Source organism: Paenibacillus sp. GM1FR (assembly GCF_002803315.1).
In the GTDB taxonomy this organism is placed as follows: domain Bacteria; phylum Bacillota; class Bacilli; order Paenibacillales; family Paenibacillaceae; genus Paenibacillus; species Paenibacillus amylolyticus.
Genome location: NZ_MKZL01000011.1, coordinates 173,507 through 198,013, shown reverse-complemented (window position 1 = coordinate 198,013; position 24,507 = coordinate 173,507). Strand labels below are relative to the sequence as shown.

Below are 24,507 nucleotides of genomic sequence, written 5' to 3'. Positions count from 1 at the left end.
GTTCCTCCTATACCACATTCAGCGGCTTTTCTGTTGCTCCCGCAGAGAGAGCCGTAGACTGCGCAGAAGCAGCGTCTTGCACAAGTTCAGGATGAATCACGGCCTGGTATTTCCCATCCGACGACAAAACACCTCCATCCAGCCCAATAAGTACCCTTGTCGTCTCATAACATGTTTCCTCCATCGTCACCTTCACCCGGTCCGGCTTCATTGCCAGCATAAACGCAGTCCCTTTGTTAATGCCCCGATAAGGCACCAGCCGCAGTCGATCCTGCCACTGAAAACTTTCCTGATCAAGCTCCAGAATAAGGTTGTCCGGCGCCTCGTCCTTGAGTCTACCCTTCCATGAAGCGGGTAACATGTCTTGCCATAACGAAACCTCCATCACCATGACCGGCATGCGCGATAAGGGATCTGTAAGTTGATTGCCCGTATCCAGAAGGCCTGTACAAGAAATGACCACCTCATCGATGCAGACCTCAACTTTACCCAAATAGGTCGTCATGCGATCCGTTTTCCGTTTTGAGCTCTGCACAGCTTTGAATAAAAACAGGACAGCAAAAAATACGATAAACGTGAACCAGAAAGCAATTTTCAGATCAAATGACATACCGCCAGAAGCCGTGAACCAAATGCCGTTAAACAACTCACCGGAGCTCTGAAGCATGTAATGCACACCCAGAATACCTCCGGCAGCGACAAAATTAATCACATAGAAGGTACCGAGCGTCCTCGCAAAAGCCTGCAGACCTTTAAAACCAAAAGCAATCGTAAGCATGACCAGCGAGAACCCGAACTTGATCAGAAAGGTGAACATAAAATCAAACTCCGGTACAAACATCATGACCACGTATAATGCACCCACAATGGCTGACAGCAACCATCGCCACCAAACCAGCTTTGTCTTGCGCATCCAGGCGGTCATTCCGATGAGTGCACCGTCAATACACAGGTTTGTCAAAAAAATCAGATCCACATAAACAACCAAAGTCTTCACCTGCCTGCGCGCAACATATCGAAATACCGGTACCCGATATCCTGATATTCATGAGCATATTCACAAGTATACGGAGCCCCCTGTTCAAAGTCTGTCTAATCATGGGGGTGTGGTTCCAACTTTTTTTGTCGGAATTGCTCAGGCCCTTTGTTCAGAATTTGTTCATTGCTGTATGCTATGATATCTAAATAAACAAAAAAACCCGGTCGCTCCATAAGGAGTACCGGGTTTCCAATAAATTGATTTGCGTATTAATCGTTGTTATTATTGCGTGAACGATTGCGTAAAAATGTCGGAATGTCCAGCTGATCATTGCTCGGCTGATTTCCGAAAGGACGCAGGTTCGGCGAACGCGTATCCGTCGTCTCCGCTGTTGCTGGAGCTGGCTTACGTCCTGGTGGTGGTGGAGCAGGTTTATCTTCAAAACCGGTTGCAATAACCGTAACCTTAATCTCCTCTTTCAGGTCTTCGTCAATGATGGCACCAAAGATCATATTCACTTCCGGGTCGGAAGCAGAAGTTACGATCTCTGCCGCTTCGTTCACTTCATACAGGGACAGATTAACGCCACCCGTAATATTCATGATTACGCCGCGAGCACCTTCAATAGAAGTTTCCAGCAAAGGACTCATAATGGCTTTCCGTGCTGCTTCTGCGGCACGATTCTCACCAGTTGATTCACCAATCCCCATAAGGGCTGAACCACGTTCGTGCATAATCGTTTTGACGTCAGCAAAGTCAAGGTTGATTAGACCCGGTACAGCGATCAAATCAGAGATACCTTGTACAGCTTGACGAAGTACGTTATCCGCTTGACGGAATGCTTCAAGCATAGGAGTCTTTTTGTCTACGATTTCGAGCAAACGATCATTAGGAATCACGATCAGTGTGTCGACTTTTTCCTTGAGAGCTTCAATACCTTGCTCTGCATGGCTGGAACGCTTGCGTCCTTCAAATGTAAATGGACGAGTTACGACACCAACGGTAAGTGCACCACACTCTTTAGCGATTTCGGCAATAACCGGAGCCGCACCTGTACCTGTACCACCGCCCATACCGGCTGTAACAAATACCATGTCTGCACCTTTCAACGTGTTCATGATCAGATCGCGGGACTCTTCCGCTGCTTTTTTACCTACATCCGGGTTGGCGCCAGCACCAAGACCACGAGTCAATTTATCACCGATTTGCAATTTATGCTCGGATTTCGCCAGGTGTAACGCCTGAGCATCCGTATTCACCGTAATAAATTCAACACCTTGTACACCATTTTCAATCATACGGTTGACTGCATTGCTTCCGCCGCCGCCTACACCGATGACTTTAATTTGAGCCAAGCTCTCCATCTCGAAATCAAATTCCAACATATTATTCCATCTCCCCCTCAATGTGCATGGATGGCCCGTCCAATTTTTGATTTGAACCGAATCAATTTCATATATCGACGAACGAAAGCGTTTATTTTAGTACCGGCGCATTCAGACGGCTTCAAGAATGTATGAAATGGATCCAACCTGTTATATAAATTCGCTGAACATATTCTTCAGCCGCTCGAACAGACCGGGTTTTTGCTCCGATTCCTGTGCCGTATTTGGCTTCGGACGGTTGGTCGGTTTCTTGTTGTTATTATTGTTATTGTTATTTCCACCGCCGTTATTGATCGAGGGACGAATGCGCAAACTGCGAATTACACTGTGCAATATGCCAACTCCGCTTGTAAACCCGGGGTCACGCACACCAATATAATCCGGAACTGCAACTCGTACCGAAGCAGCAAGCTCATGCTGAGCGACCTGCAGAACCCCCGGCATAGAGACCGTACCTCCCGTTAGTATATAACCTCCAGGAAGCTCGTTGTAACCAAGACGCTTCACTTCTTGGGATATCATCTGGAATATTTCTTGAACCCTAGGTTCAATAATTGCTGCCAGATCCTCCTGTGAAAACTCCTTGTCTACATTACTGCCAATTCGGGTGACTTTGAACATCACATCCGCAGCAGCATCATCCAACCAGGCACAGCCATATTTCAGTTTCACCTTCTCCGCCTGATCCGTTAACGTGCGTAAGCCATAGGCGATATCATTTGTTACGAATTCCCCACCTATAGGCAACGTTGATGTTGCAACAAGACTGTCTTCTTCAAAAATGGCGATGGTTGTTGCACCTGCTCCAATATCAACAAGCACTGAACCCATCGTTTTTTCATCTTTGGACAAAGCCAGTTGACCCGCTCCAAGCGACATGAGAACCAGATCGCTTACTTTCAGACCCGCTTTTTCCACGCAGCGCAAAAGATTATGTATCGCGGTTTTTGCACCCGTTATGATCGTTGCTTCAACTTCCAGACGAACACCAATCATACCACGGGGGTCCTGTATGCCCTCCAAGCCATCCACAACATATTGCTTGGCGACAACATCAATAATTTCCCGTTCCGGCGGAACTGCAATGACTTCGGCTGCTTTCAACACCCGTTCCATGTCTTCTTCTCCGATTTCACGATCCTCGTTAGACACAGCCACGACGCCGTGACTGCTCATCAGTCCGATATGATTTCCCGAGATTCCAACATACACTTCGGATATTTGAATACCTACCATACGTTCTGCATGATCCACTGCGTTGCGAATCGACTGCACCGTCTGATCGATATCTACGATTACACCTTTGCGAATTCCCTCCGAGTCGGCAGATCCAACTCCTATAATATTAAAGGTTCCATTATTCATTTCCCCAATAATAGCGCGAATTTTGGATGTACCGATGTCCAAACTAACAATGATGTCATTGTTGCTCAAGTCTGTGGCACCTCCTGACTCCAATAGTAAATTACGTTCGAATTTAAACACTCTTAAAACATATTCAACACACTTCAGGCTTTCCCTCTTTTTTCTACAATGTTTTTGGGTGTCAAAATCTGGTTGCCAGACATAAAACATTGAAGAAAAAAGAAGGAGGCAACTCATGTGCCATAAGTTCAAGTGTATCATTTTTTCTTCATCTCAGAAAGAACAAGTTTCATTGCTCTGACGGGGTCAAACCCCGACCTGCCTAGGCTTTCATATTCAGTCCAGCCTCATCATGGCAAAGATCAGGGGCTTGCTCCTGGTTCAGCATCATCTTCCGGGTCATCCGGGATGAAAGGGACATAGGTATCTGCCTCAAGCATGGTGATTTTCCCAGGCCGTTCGGTCTCAATCACCTGATTCAGATACTCCACTTTATCCGATAAAAGAGAGACGGTTGTAATCACTTCAAACTGCGATTTGGTATACATCCGAATCTGATCCGGAAATGAAGGCGTTGGATTCGGAATAATTTCCGAAATATCCGTCGTCAATTCATTCGGAATTTTAGCCAGTGTCTGGCTCAGCTTGGCTTTAAGTGGATCATCAGCCTTCCATTGGGTCAATATGGGCTTCTCCACAGCAACACCAATTGTTGCCGGAACCGTCAAGCTTGTCCCACTGGCTAATATCGCTTTTAGCGTACCGTCAGAACCAAGCTCATAAGCAACCGTGGCATATTCCTGAACCTTGATATGGATAATCCCCGGAAACTTTTTGTCCACGGTAACGGTGGAAATCGCCTTGATGGTCTTGAGACGCTCAATAACCTCGGCAGTACTTGTCCCAAAAAATTGTTCGCCTTCTTTCAGTCCGCTTTTCTCCAGCAGTTCTGAAGTTGCTGTATATACATTACCCGTAATTTCAATTGCCGAAATCCGACTCATGGAAGAACGAAAGAATAATACAGCCAGCAATACAATAAATAATAATAAGAGAATAATTACAATTTTGCGGCTTGTGTTTCCTTTTGGCCGATTCTTCTTCAGAACCGGAATTTGACTTTTAGGCATAAGTAGCGCTCCACAAAGCCTCAGGTCCCCTCCCTTCAAGAAGGGGACGCCAAGGACGTTAATTGGCAAAATCCAACTGTTTCGAAACGGGCGACTGTCGCTCAACCGATGCTCCAAGACTTTGGAATAACTTCTCGATCTGATCGTAGCCCCGGTCAATATGGTGCACTTGCTCCACAACCGTTTTGCCTTGAGCAGCCAGACCAGCAATGACCAGAGCTGCACCTGCACGAAGATCGGTTGCTTCTACTGTAGCCCCGTACAGACGGGGAACACCACGGATAAATGCTGCGTTCAGATCGACTGAAATATCAGCCCCCATCACATTCAGTTCATCCACATGTTTGAACCGGCCCTCGAATACCGTTTCCTTCATCACACTGAATCCGTCTGCCAGACTGAGCAGCACCATGATTTGCGATTGCAAATCTGTCGGAAACGAAGGATACGGAGAAGTCACAATACGGTCTACTGATTTGGGACGGCTCATACAGCTCACCGTCATTATATCATTGCAGACTGTGATTTGAACACCAGTGCGCTTCAATACATGTATAAGTGAAGTAAGATGAGCAGGATTGCAGTGTGTAAGCGTAACATTGCCTCGTGTTGCTGCTGCTGCAATCATTACGGTTCCGGCAACGATTCGATCCGGTATAATCTCATAGGAACAAGGTTTCAGTCTCTCAACGCCATTGATCGTGATTGTATCCGTTCCTGCACCAATAATGCTTGCACCCATAGCATTCAAAAAGTGTTGCAGGTCCTGGATTTCAGGTTCTCTTGCGGCGTTGCAGATGGTTGTCGTCCCTTTAGCCATAACGGCTGCCATCATGATATTCTCCGTCGCTCCCACACTCGGGAAATCCAAATGAATATCTGTACCCACCAGATTGTGCCCATGACAGATAATCTGTTGGTCCTGCTCTTCAATCAAAGCTCCGAGCGCTTCCAGGCCCCGGAGGTGAAGATCAATTTTGCGTTCTCCAATGGCACAGCCTCCTGGCTGATACACTGACACTTGCCCAAACTTAGCCAGCAATGGTCCCATCAAAAAAATGGAAGAGCGCATCTGCTTCATTAGATCTTCTGGCACATCATATGACCGGATAGACGAGGTATTAATCGTCACTGTTCCCTGTTCATGCCGACACGTGCATCCAAGCCGTTCCAGGATATACAGCATCACTTCAATGTCCAGCAAGTGTGGAACGTTATGCAGTGTAACTTCTCCATCTGCCAACAAACTTGCGGCCATAATCGGTAAAGCGGCATTTTTTGCTCCATGGATGCGTATGGATCCTGAGAGGGGTTTCCCGCCTTCAATCACCAATTTGTCCAATGTATCACCTCCGGGGTTTACCGCTCACCCACTACGAAGACTTCCGGTACCAGGTTAATACCGTTTTGAGATGATATAGTGCTCTGTATCTGCTGCATTAGGGTGATAACGTCCTCTGCTGTTGCTTGGCCTGTATTAACAATGAAATTGGCATGCATGGTGGATACCTGTGCGCCTCCCTGGGTCATTCCTTTCAGCCCTGCTGCTTCAATCAGGCGGGCTGCATGATCACCCGGTGGATTTCGGAATACACTACCTGCACATGCCATCTGCAGTGGCTGTGTGCGGCGCCGGCGGTCTTTATAAGCCGCCATCGTTTCCGAAATGACGTTGCGCTCTCCATGCTGGAGTTCAAATGTAGCTTCCAGCACGATGCCTCTCCGATCATGCAGAACAGAGTGGCGGTAGGCAAAATCCATGTCCTCCTTGCTGTAACGTACCAATTCCCCTGTCTCCAGTACAATCTCAGCGAATTTGAATATCCGTGACACATCCGATCCATGCGCGCCTGCATTCATGTATACGGCTCCACCGACAGTGCCGGGGATACCGCTGCCGAATTCCAGACCGGTCCATTCCTTTTTGGCAGCAACCACGCTGAGTTTAACAAAAGAATGCGCCGCTCCGGCGGTTACACCACCTTCGTGAAATTCGGCATAATCAAAGCCCTCGCCTGGTTTCACCACAACACCACGTATTCCTTTGTCTGACACCAGCATGTTTGAGCCCCGTCCTAGTTGCATCCACGGAATCTGATACGTGTGAAGCAATTGAACGAGATTCATCATCTGCTCTTTATTCTCGGGAATGACCAGTGCATCCGCAGGACCGCCGATCTTCCATGTGGTGTATTTGGCTAGCGATTCGTTTTCAAGAACTCTGCCAACATTATTCTGGGATAGTAACGATATCCACTGATGCATGTTTGCTTCCTCCTTTGCTTCAAAACCGATGAGCACGGTATGTTCTGTTGTTACAAACCGTGTTCTGGCGCCATGGAACGATGGTCACGATTTATACGGTATCTTATGTCAGCCCCGTCTTGTGTGTGACAATCGCCCACAATCACACTTTATCGGCGTGCAGCAAGACGCTGAATTTCATGAACAAGCACTTCAGCTGCATCGGGTTTCCCCAGTTTCCGGGAGGCTTCAGCCATTCGTTTGCGTCCCGATTCATCATTCATAATCTTTGCGATGGCTTCATACAGGACTTTGCCTGTAAGATCCTTCTCCAGCATCGTGAGTGATGCGCCTCCACCCTCAAGCGTGCGTGCATTGGCTTCCTGATGATTATTAGTCACGTTAGGTGACGGAATCAGGATCGAAGGAATACCCAGTGACGTAATCTCCGCAAGGAATGATGCACCTGCGCGGTTTACAATCAAGGATGTGCAGGCAAGCACCTCAGGCATATTGTGTACGTAAGGCAGGACATGCAGGTGGTTTGGCATCGTACCCAGTGAGCTGCGAATGGCTTCACGCGTTTCATCAAAATAGGTATCCCCTGTCACGTAAACGACATGTACATCGTCCAGTTGTTCCAGCATTGGAGCCATGTCCACCATGGCCTGATTGATTGCTTTTGCCCCGCGACTGCCACCAACCACAAGAACAACACGGCTGTTCATCGGTACACCTAATGTGGCAAAACCACGATCACGGCTAGCTTGGGCTACCGTAGTCGCTCGCGGATTACCGGTGTAGATCACCTTTTTTGCGCCGGAAAACGATTTTTCAGAACCTTCAAAGCTAACGGCAACCGTGTCCACATAACGCATCAAAAATTTGTTCGTCAGACCAGGGATGGCGTTCTGTTCATGAATTATACTCGGAATCCCCAGTTTTGTTGCTGCATATACCACAGGTCCACATACATATCCACCTGTACCAATCACAACATCCGGTTTGAATTCCTTCAGCATTTTTTTGGACTTGCGTACACCTTGAATGAAACGCATGACCGTTTTCAGGTTGTCGATGGACAATTTCCGCCGAAAGCCCGTAATATCAATGGATTTAAAAGGAATATTTTCTTGGGGAACCAGTTTACTTTCCAGCCCTCTGGTTCCTCCGATGTATAGAAATGTCGAGTCCGGGTTCTCCGCCTCGCATTGTCTTGCTATGGCAACGGCCGGATAGATATGTCCACCCGTACCGCCACCGCTTAGAACGACTCGCATCGCATAGTCACCTCGCATAACGGGATAAATTCACTAAAATGCCCAGTGCTGTGAGCATGAGGGTCAATGATGATCCGCCGTAACTGATCAGAGGCAATGTAATACCCGTAACAGGCATCATGCCAATGACAACACCAATGTTAATAATGACTTGTACGGCGACCATACCTACGATACCAACACCAAGCAGACTGCCGAAGGCATCCGGAACGGTCATGGCTACACGCATCCCTCTCCACACCAGCACCAAAAACAACAATAATACAATCATTCCACCTATAAAGCCGAGTTCTTCGGCCAAAATACTAAAAATAAAGTCCGTTTGCGGTTCAGGTACATAACTGTACTTCTGCCGGCTCATACCCAGTCCCAATCCCGCCAGTCCTCCAGGACCAATCGCGTATAAGGATTGAATGATCTGATATCCGGCACCCAGCGGATCGGACCACGGGTCCAAAAACGCTGTGATACGCTGCAGCCGATAGGGTGCTGCTGCAATCAAAGCTGCAAACCCTGCTACGCCGCCAAGAGCAAGCAAGCTCAGATGTTTCATTCGCGCTCCGGCTGTGAAAATAATAAGCATCGATGCACCCATCATCACGGTGCCAGTCCCCAAATCAGGTTGCAGCATAATAATCCCAAAAGCCAAACCAATCAATCCCAGCGGTGGCAGAAGCCCCGTTGTGAAGGTTTTGATTTTGCCCGGTTCCTTGCTCAGCCAGTGAGCGAGAAACAGAATCATACCCAACTTCATGAATTCTGAGGGCTGAATACCGAACGAACCAATGCCCAGCCAACTTCGTGCACCACCGCGAACTACACCAATTCCAGGAATGAGCACCCCAATGAGCATAATAAAACAGGCAATCAATATAGGCTTGGCATATTTCCTCCACACCCGGTAGTCTACATTAGCAGTTACGAACATGGCCACAAGCCCAAGCACCGCAAACAGGGCCTGTCTTTTTACAAAATAAAATGAATCGCCATAGTCATGAAAGGCAAGCACCGAGCCCGCACTATATACCATAATAATGCCGATGGCAAGCAATGCCAAAATACAAATCAGCAACCAAATATCTGGTGCCGGTCGCGTCTGTTTCATCAGGAGGCCACCCCTTGCATGGAAGTAGGGGCTTTTCCACCCCCCTACTTACAAGTTATGCGCCGCCTCTTTAAAAATGCGTCCCCGCTCTTCATAGGAAGCAAACATGTCCCAACTTGCACATGCCGGGGATAACAAAACGACATCACCGGCACTGGCAAGCTTCGATGCTTCCTGCACAGCAACGGTTAACGTCCGGGCAGCGTCCTCCTCATTATCGACGACCTTAATTTGCTTTAATCCGGCAAGTTCCGCGACCTTGGCAATTTTTGTCCGTGTTTCTCCAATTGCAACGACAGCTTTTACCCGTTCCTGGAACAAGGGTAACAACTCCATCATGTCTGACCCGCGATCCAACCCTCCAGCAATTAATACAACCGGTTCCTTGAACGAATTCAGAGCCATAACCGTAGCTTTCGAATTGGTCGCTTTGGAGTTGTTGTAGTATGCAGAGCCGTTATGCTCCAGGACATATTCAAGTCGATGTTCAACTCCCTTGAAGTCTGCAAGCGGAGCAGCCAGCAACGCAGGATCAGCTCCTGCCGCTACGGCAATAGCCACAGCAGCCAGTGCATTTTCCACATTAAATCGCCCAGGAAGGCCAATGTCCTCAACGTCGATAATGATGTGGTGATCTCCGTTTTCATCCGCGTAGATTACCTGACGCTTCACATCATCCTCTTCTCCATCCACATAAGGAGGATCTGCATACACACCTGTATCCAACTTCTCAATCATTGAGAAGGGAAGCAATCTGCCTTTGATGTAAGGAACCAGACCACGACATACCGCATCATCCCAATTCAGAATGGCCACGTCGTCAGGCTGCTGATTCGCGAACAGTTTCGCTTTGGAAGCCACATAATCATCCAGATCCCCATGATAGTCCAGATGCGTCTCTGCAACGTTAAGCAAGCTGGCAATCCGGGGACGGAAATCAACCGTTCCTTTGAGCTGGAAACTGCTAAGTTCAACAACCATCCAGTTATCTGGAGAAGCTTGCTCTGCCGCTTCACAGAGAGGTGTTCCGATATTACCGGCAACGATCGGCTTGAGGCCGGCATGCACCAACATTTTACCCACCCAAGTGGTCGTTGTTGTTTTACCGTTGGAGCCCGTAATCCCGATCATGGGTGCAGCACATAGATGATAAGCAACCTCTACTTCGGTCACCACTTCAATGCCCAATGCCAAAGCTTGCTGCACAGGAGCTGCATGGTAGGGGATACCCGGGTTTTTGACAACCAGCTTCACACCACTGTGAATCAGATCATCCGGATGCCCTCCGCATACAACAGAAATTCCCAAAGCCTCCAATTCGGAAGCTTCGGGACATTGATCTCTCTCTTTTTTATCATTTACTGTAACCTTCGCTCCGGCGCGATCCAGCACTTTAGCGACCTGTACGCCGCTTTTGGCCAATCCGAGCACAACGACTTGTTGTCCGCGATATGATTCAGGATGGTTCATGATCTACAACCCCTTGTTGAGATAAAGTCCAAGAGCGGCCAAAATTGCACCTACCGCCCAAAAGGTAATAACAACCCGCCATTCTGACCAACCACTTAATTCAAAGTGATGGTGAATGGGGCTCATTTTGAATACACGCTTGCCACGAGTCTTGAATGATACCACTTGAATGATGACAGACAGGATCTCGATAACAAAAATACCGCCAATGATGACAAATAGGAGCTCTGTTTTGGTTACAATGGCTACCGCACCAATCGCACCGCCAATCCCCAGAGAACCGGTGTCTCCCATAAACACTTTGGCCGGATGTGCGTTATATACCAGAAAACCGAGTACGGCCCCGATCATCGCTGCTGCACACACTGCTGCCGGCATCGACGTGGCTTGCATCGCCACAATGGCAAACGCGCCAAAGGCAATCGCACTTACCCCTGACAGCAAACCATCCAAACCGTCGGTAAAGTTAACCGCATTGGTAATGGCAAGCATCATGAATACAACAAACGGATAATAGAACCATCCAGTCCAGTCAAACGAGAATGACGTACCCGGAATAGAGATGGCTGTGCTGTGTCCATTCTGGATCAGCAAGAAACACATCACTGCACTGAAGAACAATTGGCCCAGCATTTTTTGTCTGGCCGTCAGTCCCAGCGAACGTTTGAACACAATTTTGATGTAATCATCCAGGAAGCCAATCAGCCCGAATCCCAGCGTAGCCACAAGCAAGACATAAAAGTCTGTATTCTTGACTGCCGAAAATTTCAAAAAGGCCAATGTGAACGCAACTAAAATGACGACTCCACCCATTGTAGGTGTTCCGCTTTTTTTCAAATGGCTCTGAGGCCCATCTTCCCTAACTTGCTGTCCGAATTTCATCCGGCGTAACAGCGGAATCAGGAGCGGTGCGGCAATCACCGCCAGAATAAATGAAACGCCGATTGTTAACAGTAATACCTGAAAATCCATGGGTTCACCCCTCTAGTCTACTCGATTCTGTAATGGTGCTATTTGTAGTGCTTCGACCACGTCCTCCAGCTTCATGCCTCTTGAGGCTTTGAACAAAACAACGTCTCTGGGATGTAGTTTCTCCAGTAGATAACGGGTCATTTCTTCTTTATCTATAAAAGCATGCACAGCCTCTGTAGGCATATGCTTGCTTGCTCCTTCAGCAATCTTGGCTGATAGCGGACCATATACCAGCACCATGTCCATTTTGGCCGATGTGATATACTCTCCGATTCCGTAATGCAGATCCTGCTCTTGGGGACCGAGTTCAAGCATATCACCAAGCACAGCCACTTTCATGCAGTATCCTTTCAGACCTTCTAGTACATCGATTGCAGCCTTCATGGAGGTTGGACTTGCATTGTATGCATCATTCAGCAGGGTTAGACCACTAACGCCTTGCGTAACCTCAATACGCATGCCTGTCAGTTTCAAGCGAGACAATCCCGCGGCAATCTGCTCCGTCGTCAGTTTGAAATGACGGGCTACTGCCAAAGCAGCCAGACAGTTAACGACATTATGCGTTCCTAGCAGAGGTAGCGTAAATGCATGTTCTCCAGACTGTTTGGTGGTGAAAACTACCCCGTTCTGCGCATTCATAAGTCCGGTAGGATAGTCATCATTATCGGTTTGCAGACCAAATGTAAACCGCTGCAATCCATCGGGTTGTTTCGTTGCGGGTTCTTCAAGGACTTGTGCAATTAAAGGCTCGTCTCCGTTGTAGATCAGTAACCCGCCAGGCTTCAATCCCGCGGCAATCTCGGCTTTGGCTCTGGCAATCTCCAGTCTGGACCCCAGCTGAAGCAGATGTGATTCACCAATATTGGTAATGACCGCTACATCAGGCTGCGCAATAACCGACAGATCGTTAATTTCCCCGCGACCACTCATACCCATCTCCAAAATGATAATCTCGGTATCCGGGTCCATGCTTAGTACAGTCAGTGGTAAACCAATGTGATTATTGAAGTTGCCTTGCGTCTTATGCACTTTGAACGTCGTCGAGAGAATGGTATCTACGATGTCCTTTGTTGTTGTCTTGCCGTTGCTGCCTGTAATGCCGACTACAGCCGCTTTATTCTCCGTTAGATAAGCAGATGCGAGTGCTTGCAGCGCGACAAGTGTGTCGTCAACAACAATGACAGCTCCTTGTGGCGGAATACCATGATCCTTTTGCCAGATCGCGCCTGCAGCCCCCTTCTCTAGACAGGCTTGCACAAATTCGTGTCCGTCAAACCTTTCACCCACTAGCGGGATAAATAAACTGCCTTCCAGAGGTTTACGCGAATCGGTAAACACCCCTTCGACCATTACATTGCCATGAGCAGCAACGTCACTTAATGTTCCTCCACACATCTCGGCCAATTGTGCCAATGTTCTTTTTATCAATTGGATTTGCCCCTTATCGCTTCTTTAGCTATGATTCGGTCATCAAAATCGGTTTTGGTTGTGCCGATAATCTGATAGGTCTCGTGACCCTTGCCCGCAATCAATACTACATCGGCTGGGCTTGCCATTTCAATAGCTTCATGAATCGCCTGGCGTCGATCCACAATCATCGTATAACGTTCAGCAGGAACGGATTCTTCAATCAGGCCCTGTTCAATGTCTTTAAGAATCAGATCCGGATCTTCTGTCCGTGGATTATCGGAAGTAACCAGTACAAAATCACTATAATTCGCAGCAATTTTCCCCATGAGAGGGCGTTTGGTACGGTCCCTGTCACCACCACAGCCAAACACGCAGATCACACGTCCTTCGGCAAATTCCTTCACCGTACGCAACACATTCTCAAGTCCATCCGGTGTATGGGCATAATCGACAATAACAGCAAATGGCTGTCCTTCGTCCACTCCTTCAACACGTCCATCCACGCCCGGAACCGTCTCCAGACTGCGCTTGATCTCTTCCAGCGGAATTCCTTCAACCAGCGCTGCAGAGATTGCTGCCATTGCATTGTATACATTGAATTTGCCTACCATGCGCAAGCGAATATCTGTGCTGCCTGCAAATGTATCCACGTGGAAAGAAGTTCCCTGAGACGTGATTGAGATTTGGGATGCGCGTACATCCGCCTTTTCACCCATGCCATATGTAATCACTTCAGCCGCAGTCACAGAGATGAAATAATCCGCTGCCGGGTCATCTGCATTGATAACAGCGAATTTACGCTGTGAGACATCTTCCGTATAACCGTTACCCAGACGTGCAAAGAATAATCCTTTGGCCCCGCGATATTCCTCCATGGAATGGTGGTAGTCCAAATGATCCTGCGTCAGGTTAGTAAATACCGCAGTACGGAAATTTGTTCCCTTTACTCGCCCTTGTTCCAATGCGTGAGAAGAAACTTCCATAACACAGCAGTCCGTACCCTTCTGAACCATATCATGCAGACTACGCTGCAGATCAAGCGCCTCTGGTGTCGTTCCTGACATCGGGTAGGTGCGACCGTCATACCGCATTTGAATAGTACCGATCAATCCCGTCTTGCGCCCGTAATCACTCATGATTTTTTCAATCAAATAGGTGGTCGTTGTTTTTCCGTTCGTTCCCGTTACACCAATCATATTCATCTTCTGGCTTGGCGAGTCAAAAAAGAAATCCGCCAGAACAGCCATCGCAAATCGGCTGTCCTTCACCAGCAATTGTGGTACAGGCAGATCCAGCTGCCGTTCAACCACCAATGCAACTGCACCGGCATTTACAGCTTTTTCTGCATAATCATGACCATCTACCGTATGTCCCGGAAGACAGATAAACAGATCACCCGGTTTTACCTGCCGGGAATCTGTCTGAAGGTTTTGGCATTCTGTATTTGATTCGCCCACGAGGCGGGCGGTGGTCAGCATCGATGCAAATTGTTTTAAAAGCACATGAATAACCTCACTTTTCCAATTATACTTCTGTTTTAACATATGTCTGTATTTATTAATATCGTCAATACAACCCAATAATGAAACGCACTTGGATGAATTTTGTTGCGCTAGAAGCCTCAAACTACCCCTAAGTCCTGTTATTCATCCTTTGTGTGATCATGTGCATCGTTCAGTACGTTCCCCATATAAATGCGGATGGTTGATCCCTGATCTACCCTCGCCCCAGGTTTGGGTGCCTGATTAATCACGTATTTACCACTGCCAGACTTCGCCAGCATAAAATTCATGTTCAGGTCTTCGTACAGATCTTCAACAGTAGCTCCTGTCAGGTCTGGGACTGTCACGATTTTGGTTTCACCATACTTGTATTCTTTGGCGACCTGATCCTTCCGAACAGGTACATTCATATAATGCAAAGCATCTTCAAGGATGTTCTGCACAATCGGGGCGGCAACCACACCTCCGAACTGAATTCCTTTGGGGTTATCAACTGCGGTATAGACCACAATCTGTGGATCATCTGCCGGTGCAAATCCGATAAAGGATACGATATGCTCAGTCGAGGAATAACGTCCGTTGATAACCTTCTGGGCTGTACCTGTTTTGCCACCGACCCGGTATCCATCAATGAATGCCGGACGCCCGGTACCTTTTGCGACAACACTCTCGAGTGCTTCACGTACTTGTTTGGATGTATTCTCCGAGATCACCTGACGAACCAGTTCCGGCTTGGCTTCTTCCATGACTTCCCCTGTGACCGGATGGACCCACGCTTTCGTAACATAAGGCTTGTAAAGTTTACCCCCATTGATGGCCGCTGACACAGCTGCTACTTGCTGAATGGGCGTTACGGATACACCTTGACCAAAAGCCGTCGTTGCAAGCTCGACAGGTCCCACTCTGGACAGTTTGAACAGAATTCCACTGGCTTCTCCGCTGAGGTCAATCCCTGTCTTGGTACCGAAACCAAAGTCTTTAATATAGGAGAAGAGCGATTCTTTGCCCAGCCTCTGCCCCAAAGCCACAAAGCCCGGGTTACATGAGTTCTCCACAACTTGTAAGAAGGTCTGACTTCCGTGGCCGCCCTTTTTCCAGCAACGCAGACGGGCCCCACCCACCTCAACATATCCGGGATCAAAAAATTGATCCTGTTGCAGATTGACCTTTTTCTCTTCAAGCGCTGCTGCCAAAGTAATGATCTTAAACGTGGAGCCCGGCTCGTAGGTCATCCAGATCGGTAAATTGCGATTGTATATCTCCGCGGGATATTGCTGATAATCGGCAGGTTCGTATCCCGGTCTGCTGGACATCCCCAAAATTTCACCCGTTTTGGGATTCATCGCTATGGCCAATGCTGAGTTCGCCTGGAACTTCACCATGGCCTGATCCAGTTCTCTCTCCATGATGGACTGAATGGATTTATCAATGGTCAGCTTGAGGTTAAGGCCGTCCTTCGGTTCCACATACTTCTCGGATGAGCCCGGCATTAGCCTTCCGGCCGCATCGGACAAGTAGGACACACTGCCATTCAAACCATTCAGCTTATCATCATATTTCTTCTCGACACCCGTTAAGCCCTGATTATCAATGCCCGTAAAACCAAGAATATGGGCAGCCAAATCATCATAAGGATAAAAACGTTTATTGTCTTCAGCAACAACGATACCCGGAAGCTTCAAATCACGGATGCGCTGAGCTTTCTCCATCGTAATTTTGCGGCCGCCGGGTTGTAGTCGTACAATGAGTTCTCGTTTCTTGATGGTTGCGAGCACTTTTTCTTCCGTCATCCCAAGCAATGGGGCCAGCGCTTTAGCCGTCGTTTCAGCTTCTTTAACCTGAGCCGGAATGGCCATAATTGTTGGTGTTGTCACATTATAGGCCAGAGAGGTTCCATTTCGATCCAAGATCTCCCCTCGCTTGGCTGAGTAAGGAATATTACGCCGCCAGGATTCTTCTGCTTTTGCTGACAATTCAGGGCCTTCCCCGAGCTGTACATAAGCAAGCCTGATCATCAGGGCCGAAAATAACAAAACTAAAACCATTAAACTCCATAGCAACCTGCGCCGCAGATTTACGCTTGATCCCTTCACGAAAAGATCCCCCCACTCGTCCCAAAATCATGACATTCGTTCCATTCATGAATATTCAGGACAACCGGGGGTTAGAACAAGCTGTCAGAGCTCCCTAAGGAAGCGTAGCTCCGTTTGTTGCTGGATCTTCAGAGGATTCGGTTTCATTGGCAGGAGCCTTGTTGTTGTCTGTTTCGTCGGTTTCGTCTGTTTTAGCTTCTCCGGCCGAAGCCTCTTGTTCCTTCACTTCAGCTTCTGACGACGGATCAGAAGAGATTGGAGCCTCATCGGCTATACCTGTCACTGCAGCTTTGGCAGTTTGCAAGTTCAACTGCACAGTTCTCTGCTCACCTGCGACCTGCTCGGTTTGTTTCACGACATAACCCTCACCCTTGACTGTAACCCCCACCTTCATGAGAGAAAGTACTTCAAGGGCATCCCGGAGAGATTCACCTGTTAGATCGGGAATCTTCATCTTGCTGCTTTCTTCCGTTAGCAGATAGATTCGTTGGCCTGGATTCATAGAGGCGCCAGCAACCGGATACTGCCGAATTACATTATCACCTTGACCAAGAGTCACATAAGCAATACCTGCGCTTAGAAGCTGGCTTCTGGCCTGTTTGGCTGTCTTGCCACTTAAGTCAGGAGCCTTGGCTTGTACGACAGAGACTTCTTTTGACTTTTTGTCAGGAGTTTTGGCTGTATCTTTGGGTATTCCCATGTATTGAAGAGTCTGGCTGACAATCTTTTTGAACACCGGCGCAGCTGCGGTTCCTCCCCCAATGTTGGTTCCATCCGGTTGGTCAATGACAACAAGTATAGCAATCTTCGGATTATTCACGGGAGCGAATCCAATAAACGATACAACGTCTTTCGACTTGCTGTATGCTCCGTTAACAACCTTTCTTGCTGTACCTGTCTTACCAGCTACACGGTAACCTTCAATATAGGCGTTACGACCGGTACCAATCGTTTGGTCTGCAACCACCTGTTCCAGATAACCGCTCACCAGTTTGGAAGATTCCTTGGAAATCACCTGACGAACAACTTTAGGTTTGATGACTTCCGTTGTTCCATCATTCGGGTTCTTGATCTCCTTCACCAGATGTGGCTCCAGCAATTTGCCGCCGTTGGCAATCGCAGAGATGGCTGCGACCTGTTGAATTGGTGTTACCTGTACAAGACCGTGACCGTAAGCAGCAGTAGCAATCTCGGATTTGTAAACCAGTGGCTTGATCGGGGACGCTGCCTCATTTGGCAGATCAATACCCGTCTTTTTGCCGAAGCCGAATTCGTCTATGTAATGACGCAGACGTTCGCCGCCAAGCATGTTGTAACCCAAGTTAACAAAAGCAATGTTACTTGACCGTTTGACACCTTCGAGATACGAGATCCAACCATAGGAATGACCATTATCACTAATCGGGAAACCACCGATATACATGCGTTTGGATTCAAAACTTGCATTGGGATCGAAGAGTTTTTCTTCAACAGCCCCTGCTAGCGTAACTATTTTGAATGTACTACCTGGCTCATAGATGGATTGAGTAGCATGGTTGATAAAATTCTTTTGATCAGGTGTACTCCCATACGTATTCGGGTTAAAGGTTGGCCAGTTCGCCATCCCTAGAATCTCCATCGTGTTTGGGTCCGCGGCAATGACCGTCATGCTCAGTGGGTTATACTTGGCAACGGCTTCTTTCATTGCATCCTCAATGTAGAACTGGATCGTATCATCGATGGTCAGCGTAAGGTTCTTACCGTTCTGAGGTGGCAGATAGTTATCCTGTGAATCCGGAAGTTTAATGCCTTTGGCATCCTTCTGATAATTCAAATATCCATCTGTACCTGTCAGTGCTTCATCATATGAGACTTCAAGTCCATTGACAGCTTTCCCATCACGGTTCATATATCCCAAGAGGTGAGAAGCAAGTGTTTCTTCAGGGTAAAAACGCTTCGACTCCTGAGCCATCACAATTGCATTACGAGCCTTGTACTCTTCTTGCAGTTCTTCACGCAACTCGTTGACTTTTGCCGCAAGTTCAGGACTGATCTTATAACCTTCACTGCGTACTTCACGTTGCTGAAAAAACTTGCCCTTTGCATTTTTGGCTGTGACCAAAGCACGCATCTCACTCTCATTTTTCCCAAGAAGGGTAGAGAGTTTCTCCGTAACAACATCCTGAATTCCGAGTTCATTAATTAATAACGGATTAACAGAAACCGTATACGCAGGCGCATCGGTAGCCAGAATGTTACCATTTCGATCCGTAATCGTTCCACGTGCAGCCTTAATCGTCTGTTCCCGCTCTACCAAACCGGCTGCCCGTTTCTGCCATTCACCGCCATTCACAACCTGAATGAAAAAGATTCGGGTTACGAGTACAAGAAAAAAGAGGGTAATACATCCCCCTATTAGCAACGTGCGCATCTTTATTCTTTTTATCATCGGAACACCTCTTTACTTACTGCTTGCTGTATTCGAGGACGATTCAGTACCTGTTGATTTCGTACTTGTTGAGCGAGGTACAAAAATGACATCCTTACCGGAAGCTTCAACGTACCCAAGTTGTTTTGCATTTTCGATGACCTGGTTGTTCAATGTTTCTTTTTCCACTTCCAGGTCTGCAATCGTCTTCTCAAACCCCTTGACTTCCGAAATAGTGGACTGTGCCTGCTTGTTCAGATCATAGATATGAGCATAACGAGACATCAAGGCTCCTCCAACAAGGATCACTGCAACCAGGGTAATCAGATACAAAATCTTCTCGCGTGCCGGAAGACCCGTACGACGGGTCACCACTTTGGTGGTTTCTTTGTATCGTTGCTGGGTCACACGTTCCTGGGACGCTTTTTCTTTTACAGCGAGATTACCACGTGTATATGCCATACTCCGATTCTCTCCTCCACTCTTGATCTACAATTTCTCGGCTACGCGCAGCTTGGCTGAACGTGCACGTGAATTTTCAGCCAATTCCGTTTCCGTTGGAATCAGCGGTTTTCTGTTAATTAAACGCAGGGACCCCTTGCCGCCGCAAACACACAACGGAAAGTCGGGTGGACATGTACATTTTTCCAGATAACTGCTTAAAATCTGTTTACATATCCGATCCTCAAGGGAGTGGAAGGTAATAACAGATACACGTCCTCCTGGTGCCAGACAACGAACAGCCTGATGCAAGCCTTCTTCAAAGGCACCCAACTCATCGTTGACGGCAATTCGTAATGCCTGGAAGCTGCGTTTGGCAGGATGTCCACCAGTACGGCGAGCTGCCGCCGGGATGCCTTCCTTAATCAGTTCCACGAGTTCACCTGTCGTCTCAATGGTAGACTGCGCTCGTTTTCCGACGATAACACGGGCAATTCTTCTCGAAAACTTCTCTTCACCATAGCGATACAAAATTCGAGCAATCTCTTCTTCTGGCCATTCATTCACAATCTCTTTGGCCGTCAGCATTGCATCCTGGTCCATTCGCATATCGAGCGGAGCATCGTGATTGTAGCTGAATCCACGTTCTCCTTCATCAAATTGCGGAGATGACACACCCAAGTCGTACAAAATACCATCGACCTGTGGTGCACCATCCTTCATTGGTACATCCAGATCCTTGAGTACCTGTTCCAGATCTCGAAAATTGGTTTTCACCAATGTTACACGTTCTCCATAAGCTGCGAGCTTCTCGCGAGCATTATCCAAAGCCCAATCATCCTGATCAAGTGCGATCAGACGTCCCCCTGGACCGAGCTTGGAAGCAATCACGGAGCTATGTCCGCCACCGCCTAAAGTGCAGTCCACGTATATACCGTCCTGCTTGATGTTTAATCCCTCTGTTGCCTCTTCTTTGAGTACGGTTATGTGGTGAAACAACCTGCACCCCTCCTGACTTTATAAATCAAAATTAAAATCGACCAGCTTTTCGGCAATGTCGTTGAATGCTTCTTCGGATTGATTGAAATAACTCTCCCATATGCCTTTGCTCCAAATCTCCACCCGGTTCGACACGCCAAGAACAACACAATCCTTGTCCAGCTTGGCATACTCTCTTAAATTGCCCGGCAGATTTACCCTGCCCTGTTTGTCCAGTTCACATTCGGTTGCACCCGAGAAAAAAAACCGGGTAAACGCACGTGCATCAGATTTCATCAATGGCAGTGCTTTGAGCTTTTGTTCCATGACCCCCCACTCCTCCATGGGGTACACGAAAAGACACTGGTCCAAACCTCGTGTGACAACGAAAGACGGTCCCAGAGATTCGCGGAATTTAGCCGGAATGATCACCCGACCCTTATCATCAATGCTATGTTGGAACTCCCCCATAAACATTGGCCCACTCACTCCTCACCCGTTTCTCCCACTTTGCCCCACTTTCCACCACCTAAGCATAATAGATTCGCACAAAAAAATCAAAACCCTTCTTGCATGACTTGATTTTTTAATTTTTCAGCATAAAAAAACGCCCTTGATCCTGTCACTCAGGATCAAAGACGCTTCCCTTAAACGGGCAATCGTATGTCTACCCGCACATGAGCCATATCATCAATAAACCATTCTATACCTATTGAACCATTTCATCAGCTTGTAATTATTGGATAGTGCTTAAAATTTCCAGCTATCCAGGTATTTCTCTTGCTCAGCTGACAAGGAGTCGATGCCAATATTCAGGCTTTCAAGTTTATAGCTGGCAACCTGCTGGTCAATATCATAAGGTACATTAACAACGTTTTTACCCAAGTCTTTATAATTCTCACTTACATAACGCAGACCAAGCGCCTGCAGAGCAAACGTCGTATCCATAATTTCGGCAGGGTGACCATCTGCTGCACCCAGGTTCACAAGACGACCTTCTGCAAGAAGGTACATTTTACGACCATCTTTAAAACGATATTCCTCAATGTTGCGACGAACTGTGCGAATCGATTCTGAACGTTTAGCCAATTCAGGTTTATTCACTTCAACATCAAAGTGACCTGCATTACTCAGGATCGCTCCGTCCTTCATCACATCGTAATGCTCACCTGTGATAACATCCTTATTGCCTGTAACTGCGATAAAGAAATCGCCCAATTTGGCGGCTTCCACCATCGTCATGACCCGGAACCCATCCATGTGTGCTTCTACCGCTTTGATTGGATCGATCTCGGTTACGATCACATTCGCACCAAGACCTTTGGCGCGCATCGCTACACCTTTACCACACCAGCCATAACCCGCTACCACTACGTTTTTACCAGCGATAACCAAGTTAGTTGTACGAATAATCCCGTCGAATGCAGATTGTCCAGTACCGTAGCGATTGTCAAACAGATACTTGCAGTATGCGTCATTAACCGCAACCATCGGAAACTTCAATTGGCCTTCTTTCGCCAATGCTTTCAAACGGATAATACCCGTTGTCGTTTCTTCTGCTCCTCCGCGAATGGTTGTTGCGAGGTCAGGGCGCTCGGATGCAATAATGGTTGCAAAGTCTCCACCATCATCAATAATGAGATCAGGCTTCACCTCAAGCGCACGCAGTTGCAGTGATTTGAATTCCGCAGGCTCCGGATTGTACTTCGCATACACCGTAACGCCGTCTTCCACCAATGCTGCGCAAACATCATCTTGTGTAGACAATGGATTGCTATGCGTAATCGTCACTTCTGCTCCACCGGCTTGGATCACTTTTGCCAAGTAAGCTGTTTTCGCTTCCAGATGAAGACAAATAGCAACCTTCAAACCTTTGAAGGGCAGATCCTGTTCGAACTGGCGACGAATGCGGTTCAGTACCGGCATATGCGCTTCTACCCAATCAATTTTCAGGTGACCCTCTGAAGCGAGTCCCATATCTTTAACAATACTGTTTTGCAATGCAGGTGTAGTCATTTCACGTCCTCCTCGTTTATGTGTTTCTTCTATTATAAAGGGCTCTACAGTGCAATAACCTTATGCTCTCCAAGGAATTCACTTGAGGCCTTAATCAGTTCATCGATCCACTCGGTGCCATAACGATTCAGGTAAAAGAGTGCATTATGTACTCGTTCCTGTGGTTTGCCCGTTGGGAATAAGGAGTTCTGAATGCCGTTCCAGTGCCTTAGACTCACATTGTGTTTATCTTCGATAGCTTTGTGAGTCTGTTGTTTCAGATACTGCATTTGCTCGTTGATTTTACTCAAATTGGTGTCGCCAATTCGTTCCAGCCCCGGATGAATCTCCGCGATCTCATCTAGCAACGGTCCATACAGATCAAGAAACGCTTCCTGAACCTTGTCAAACTGTTCATCTACCTGGAACGTCTCCTGCTGTGCGAGCCATTGCTCCTTCTTTTCTTCCATATGATATTGAACATCCTGAAAAGAAAGTCCATATTGTTTCATATGTTTGTGATGAATATCTTCCATAATGGTGAAAGACAACCGCGGCAACAAAATGGGCATTTGCAGGCCGAACTGACGGAATGCTTCCCGAGTCAAACCCCAATATGCAATTTCACCTTGCCCCAAAATAACAGCGGCTACAGGCAACACGGAATCTTGCATTAATGGTCGTGTCAATACGTTGTTACTGAAGCGCTCCGGATGTTCTCCCAGTTCCTGAAGCAAACGTTCCTCTGAGAAAGAAACCAAACCTTTGCGATCACTATATAAACCGTCCTTCAACAACAAGAGCAGACGCGTACCTTCATGAATGTAGAACAGATTAGCTCCATCCTCCGCCACTTCGGCAGGCATAGCATAACCAGCTTGTTGTACCAGCGAAGCACCTTGAGTGTATGCGCTGCGCAGCACTTCATTTTTTCGTATCAACCGCTCAAACACGGGCTGTTCCAACCTGCGTAAATCTGGATCCGATGCATCCATTAGAACAAGTCCACTGCTGGCAAACAAGGCAGATATCATGCGGGCAAATGCATCACTCAGATTTGAACTGGATTGATGGATCTCTGTGATGCATTTCATCAGTCCTGGTTTATGTATCGTATCAGGTAAAAGATGTTCCACCTGTTCGAGTACATTCATCCACTGCTGCGTATCCACATGAACATTACTCACAGAATCCCTTCCTGCGAATCGTCCTTGTAACTTAACCTTGTTCATGTCTCCCTGACGATCAGGTAGATATGTGTGGTTAACCTCATCCCAGTCATGGTCTTCACCGGCAATCCAAAATACTGGGACTACCGGGCGTTGAAGTCTTTCTTCCGCTTCACGCGCAGCTGCCACTACGCTGGCGGCTTTGTATATGACGAACAGTGGTCCGGTGAGCAGACCGCTCTGCTGTCCTCCTGTAACCACTAGTGCATCTTGTTCTGCAAGACGTGTGATGGACGCATGAACCTCTCCATGGTCGTTCACCCGCTTATTATATATACGTAAATACTCTGCCAGATCACGACGATCAATACGTGTGTTTTCCGATTGGTCCAGCCACTCGGCACGCGCCTGAAGTCCTGATTCCCAGCGAATGTCGTACTCGTAAAGGCCACGCGCAGCATCTCTTGAACAGATATAATCTTCTGCAAGTCTTGATCCGCTGCGGAGTGCCTCGGTAATACCGTTCATGAGGTCTGCCTCCTATTCTGCTTCAAAGAGCCTTTCTTGATTGTACCGAATTCA

19 protein-coding genes are annotated in these 24,507 nt (G+C 47.6%); all 19 read right to left on the bottom strand.

Features of this window, described 5'->3' with window-relative positions:
- Positions 1 to 7 precede the first annotated feature (7 nt).
- The 19 genes from spoIIGA to bshC all read right to left on the bottom strand — a co-directional run bounded on the left by spoIIGA (position 8) and on the right by bshC (position 24,453).
- The gene (spoIIGA, locus tag PAEAM_RS06825) at positions 8 to 988 is read right to left on the bottom strand and encodes a sigma-E processing peptidase SpoIIGA (protein WP_091014080.1); all 981 of its coding nucleotides are present in this window, start codon (positions 986 to 988) and stop codon (positions 8 to 10) included.
- 260 nt (positions 989 to 1,248) lie between these two features.
- Positions 1,249 to 2,364 (bottom strand): cell division protein FtsZ, encoded by a 1,116-nt coding sequence (gene ftsZ / locus PAEAM_RS06820; protein ID WP_017687306.1) that lies wholly within the window; start codon positions 2,362 to 2,364, stop codon positions 1,249 to 1,251.
- Between the two features lie 150 nt (positions 2,365 to 2,514).
- Positions 2,515 to 3,798: a cell division protein FtsA gene (gene ftsA / locus PAEAM_RS06815; protein WP_036614863.1), complete on the bottom strand. Its 1,284-nt coding sequence runs from the start codon at positions 3,796 to 3,798 to the stop codon at positions 2,515 to 2,517.
- A gap of 293 nt (positions 3,799 to 4,091) precedes the next feature.
- The gene (locus PAEAM_RS06810; protein WP_036614865.1) at positions 4,092 to 4,859 is read right to left on the bottom strand and encodes a cell division protein FtsQ/DivIB; all 768 of its coding nucleotides are present in this window, start codon (positions 4,857 to 4,859) and stop codon (positions 4,092 to 4,094) included.
- A gap of 58 nt (positions 4,860 to 4,917) precedes the next feature.
- Positions 4,918 to 6,201, bottom strand: a complete 1,284-nt coding sequence (gene murA, locus PAEAM_RS06805; protein ID WP_100527062.1) for a UDP-N-acetylglucosamine 1-carboxyvinyltransferase — start codon at positions 6,199 to 6,201, stop codon at positions 4,918 to 4,920.
- Between the two features lie 17 nt (positions 6,202 to 6,218).
- The gene (gene murB, locus PAEAM_RS06800) at positions 6,219 to 7,124 is read right to left on the bottom strand and encodes a UDP-N-acetylmuramate dehydrogenase (protein WP_076250757.1); all 906 of its coding nucleotides are present in this window, start codon (positions 7,122 to 7,124) and stop codon (positions 6,219 to 6,221) included.
- A 149-nt stretch (positions 7,125 to 7,273) separates the two neighbouring features.
- The gene (gene murG, locus PAEAM_RS06795; protein WP_074095850.1) at positions 7,274 to 8,383 is read right to left on the bottom strand and encodes an undecaprenyldiphospho-muramoylpentapeptide beta-N-acetylglucosaminyltransferase; all 1,110 of its coding nucleotides are present in this window, start codon (positions 8,381 to 8,383) and stop codon (positions 7,274 to 7,276) included.
- A gap of 7 nt (positions 8,384 to 8,390) precedes the next feature.
- Entirely contained in the window at positions 8,391 to 9,488 is a 1,098-nt protein-coding gene (gene spoVE, locus PAEAM_RS06790) for a stage V sporulation protein E (RefSeq protein WP_100527061.1), read from the bottom strand.
- Between the two features lie 48 nt (positions 9,489 to 9,536).
- Complete coding sequence (gene murD / locus PAEAM_RS06785) at positions 9,537 to 10,958, bottom strand: UDP-N-acetylmuramoyl-L-alanine--D-glutamate ligase (protein ID WP_100527060.1); 1,422 nt, start codon at positions 10,956 to 10,958, stop codon at positions 9,537 to 9,539.
- 3 nt (positions 10,959 to 10,961) lie between these two features.
- On the bottom strand, positions 10,962 to 11,930 hold the full coding sequence (gene mraY, locus PAEAM_RS06780) for a phospho-N-acetylmuramoyl-pentapeptide-transferase (protein ID WP_047843751.1): 969 nt from the start codon (positions 11,928 to 11,930) through the stop codon (positions 10,962 to 10,964).
- A 12-nt stretch (positions 11,931 to 11,942) separates the two neighbouring features.
- Entirely contained in the window at positions 11,943 to 13,355 is a 1,413-nt protein-coding gene (locus PAEAM_RS06775) for a UDP-N-acetylmuramoyl-tripeptide--D-alanyl-D-alanine ligase (protein WP_100527637.1), read from the bottom strand.
- Positions 13,355 to 14,842: a UDP-N-acetylmuramoyl-L-alanyl-D-glutamate--2,6-diaminopimelate ligase gene (locus PAEAM_RS06770; RefSeq protein WP_076250748.1), complete on the bottom strand. Its 1,488-nt coding sequence runs from the start codon at positions 14,840 to 14,842 to the stop codon at positions 13,355 to 13,357. The genes PAEAM_RS06775 and PAEAM_RS06770 overlap by 1 nt, the downstream gene beginning before the upstream one ends.
- A gap of 140 nt (positions 14,843 to 14,982) precedes the next feature.
- Positions 14,983 to 16,935, bottom strand: coding sequence for a stage V sporulation protein D (locus PAEAM_RS06765; RefSeq protein ID WP_100527059.1), 1,953 nt, complete (start codon positions 16,933 to 16,935; stop codon positions 14,983 to 14,985).
- A 94-nt stretch (positions 16,936 to 17,029) separates the two neighbouring features.
- On the bottom strand, positions 17,030 to 19,363 hold the full coding sequence (locus PAEAM_RS06760; protein ID WP_100527058.1) for a penicillin-binding transpeptidase domain-containing protein: 2,334 nt from the start codon (positions 19,361 to 19,363) through the stop codon (positions 17,030 to 17,032).
- Between the two features lie 12 nt (positions 19,364 to 19,375).
- Complete coding sequence (locus PAEAM_RS06755) at positions 19,376 to 19,804, bottom strand: hypothetical protein (RefSeq protein WP_100527057.1); 429 nt, start codon at positions 19,802 to 19,804, stop codon at positions 19,376 to 19,378.
- A gap of 27 nt (positions 19,805 to 19,831) precedes the next feature.
- Positions 19,832 to 20,782 (bottom strand): 16S rRNA (cytosine(1402)-N(4))-methyltransferase RsmH, encoded by a 951-nt coding sequence (rsmH, locus tag PAEAM_RS06750; RefSeq protein WP_100527056.1) that lies wholly within the window; start codon positions 20,780 to 20,782, stop codon positions 19,832 to 19,834.
- 18 nt (positions 20,783 to 20,800) lie between these two features.
- The gene (mraZ, locus tag PAEAM_RS06745) at positions 20,801 to 21,238 is read right to left on the bottom strand and encodes a division/cell wall cluster transcriptional repressor MraZ (protein ID WP_017687291.1); all 438 of its coding nucleotides are present in this window, start codon (positions 21,236 to 21,238) and stop codon (positions 20,801 to 20,803) included.
- Between the two features lie 273 nt (positions 21,239 to 21,511).
- A complete protein-coding gene (locus PAEAM_RS06740; RefSeq protein ID WP_100527055.1) occupies positions 21,512 to 22,777 on the bottom strand; it encodes an adenosylhomocysteinase in 1,266 nt (421 codons plus the stop codon).
- Positions 22,778 to 22,821: 44 nt separating this feature from the next.
- A complete protein-coding gene (gene bshC, locus PAEAM_RS06735; protein WP_036674828.1) occupies positions 22,822 to 24,453 on the bottom strand; it encodes a bacillithiol biosynthesis cysteine-adding enzyme BshC in 1,632 nt (543 codons plus the stop codon).
- Positions 24,454 to 24,507: the final 54 nt, after the last annotated feature.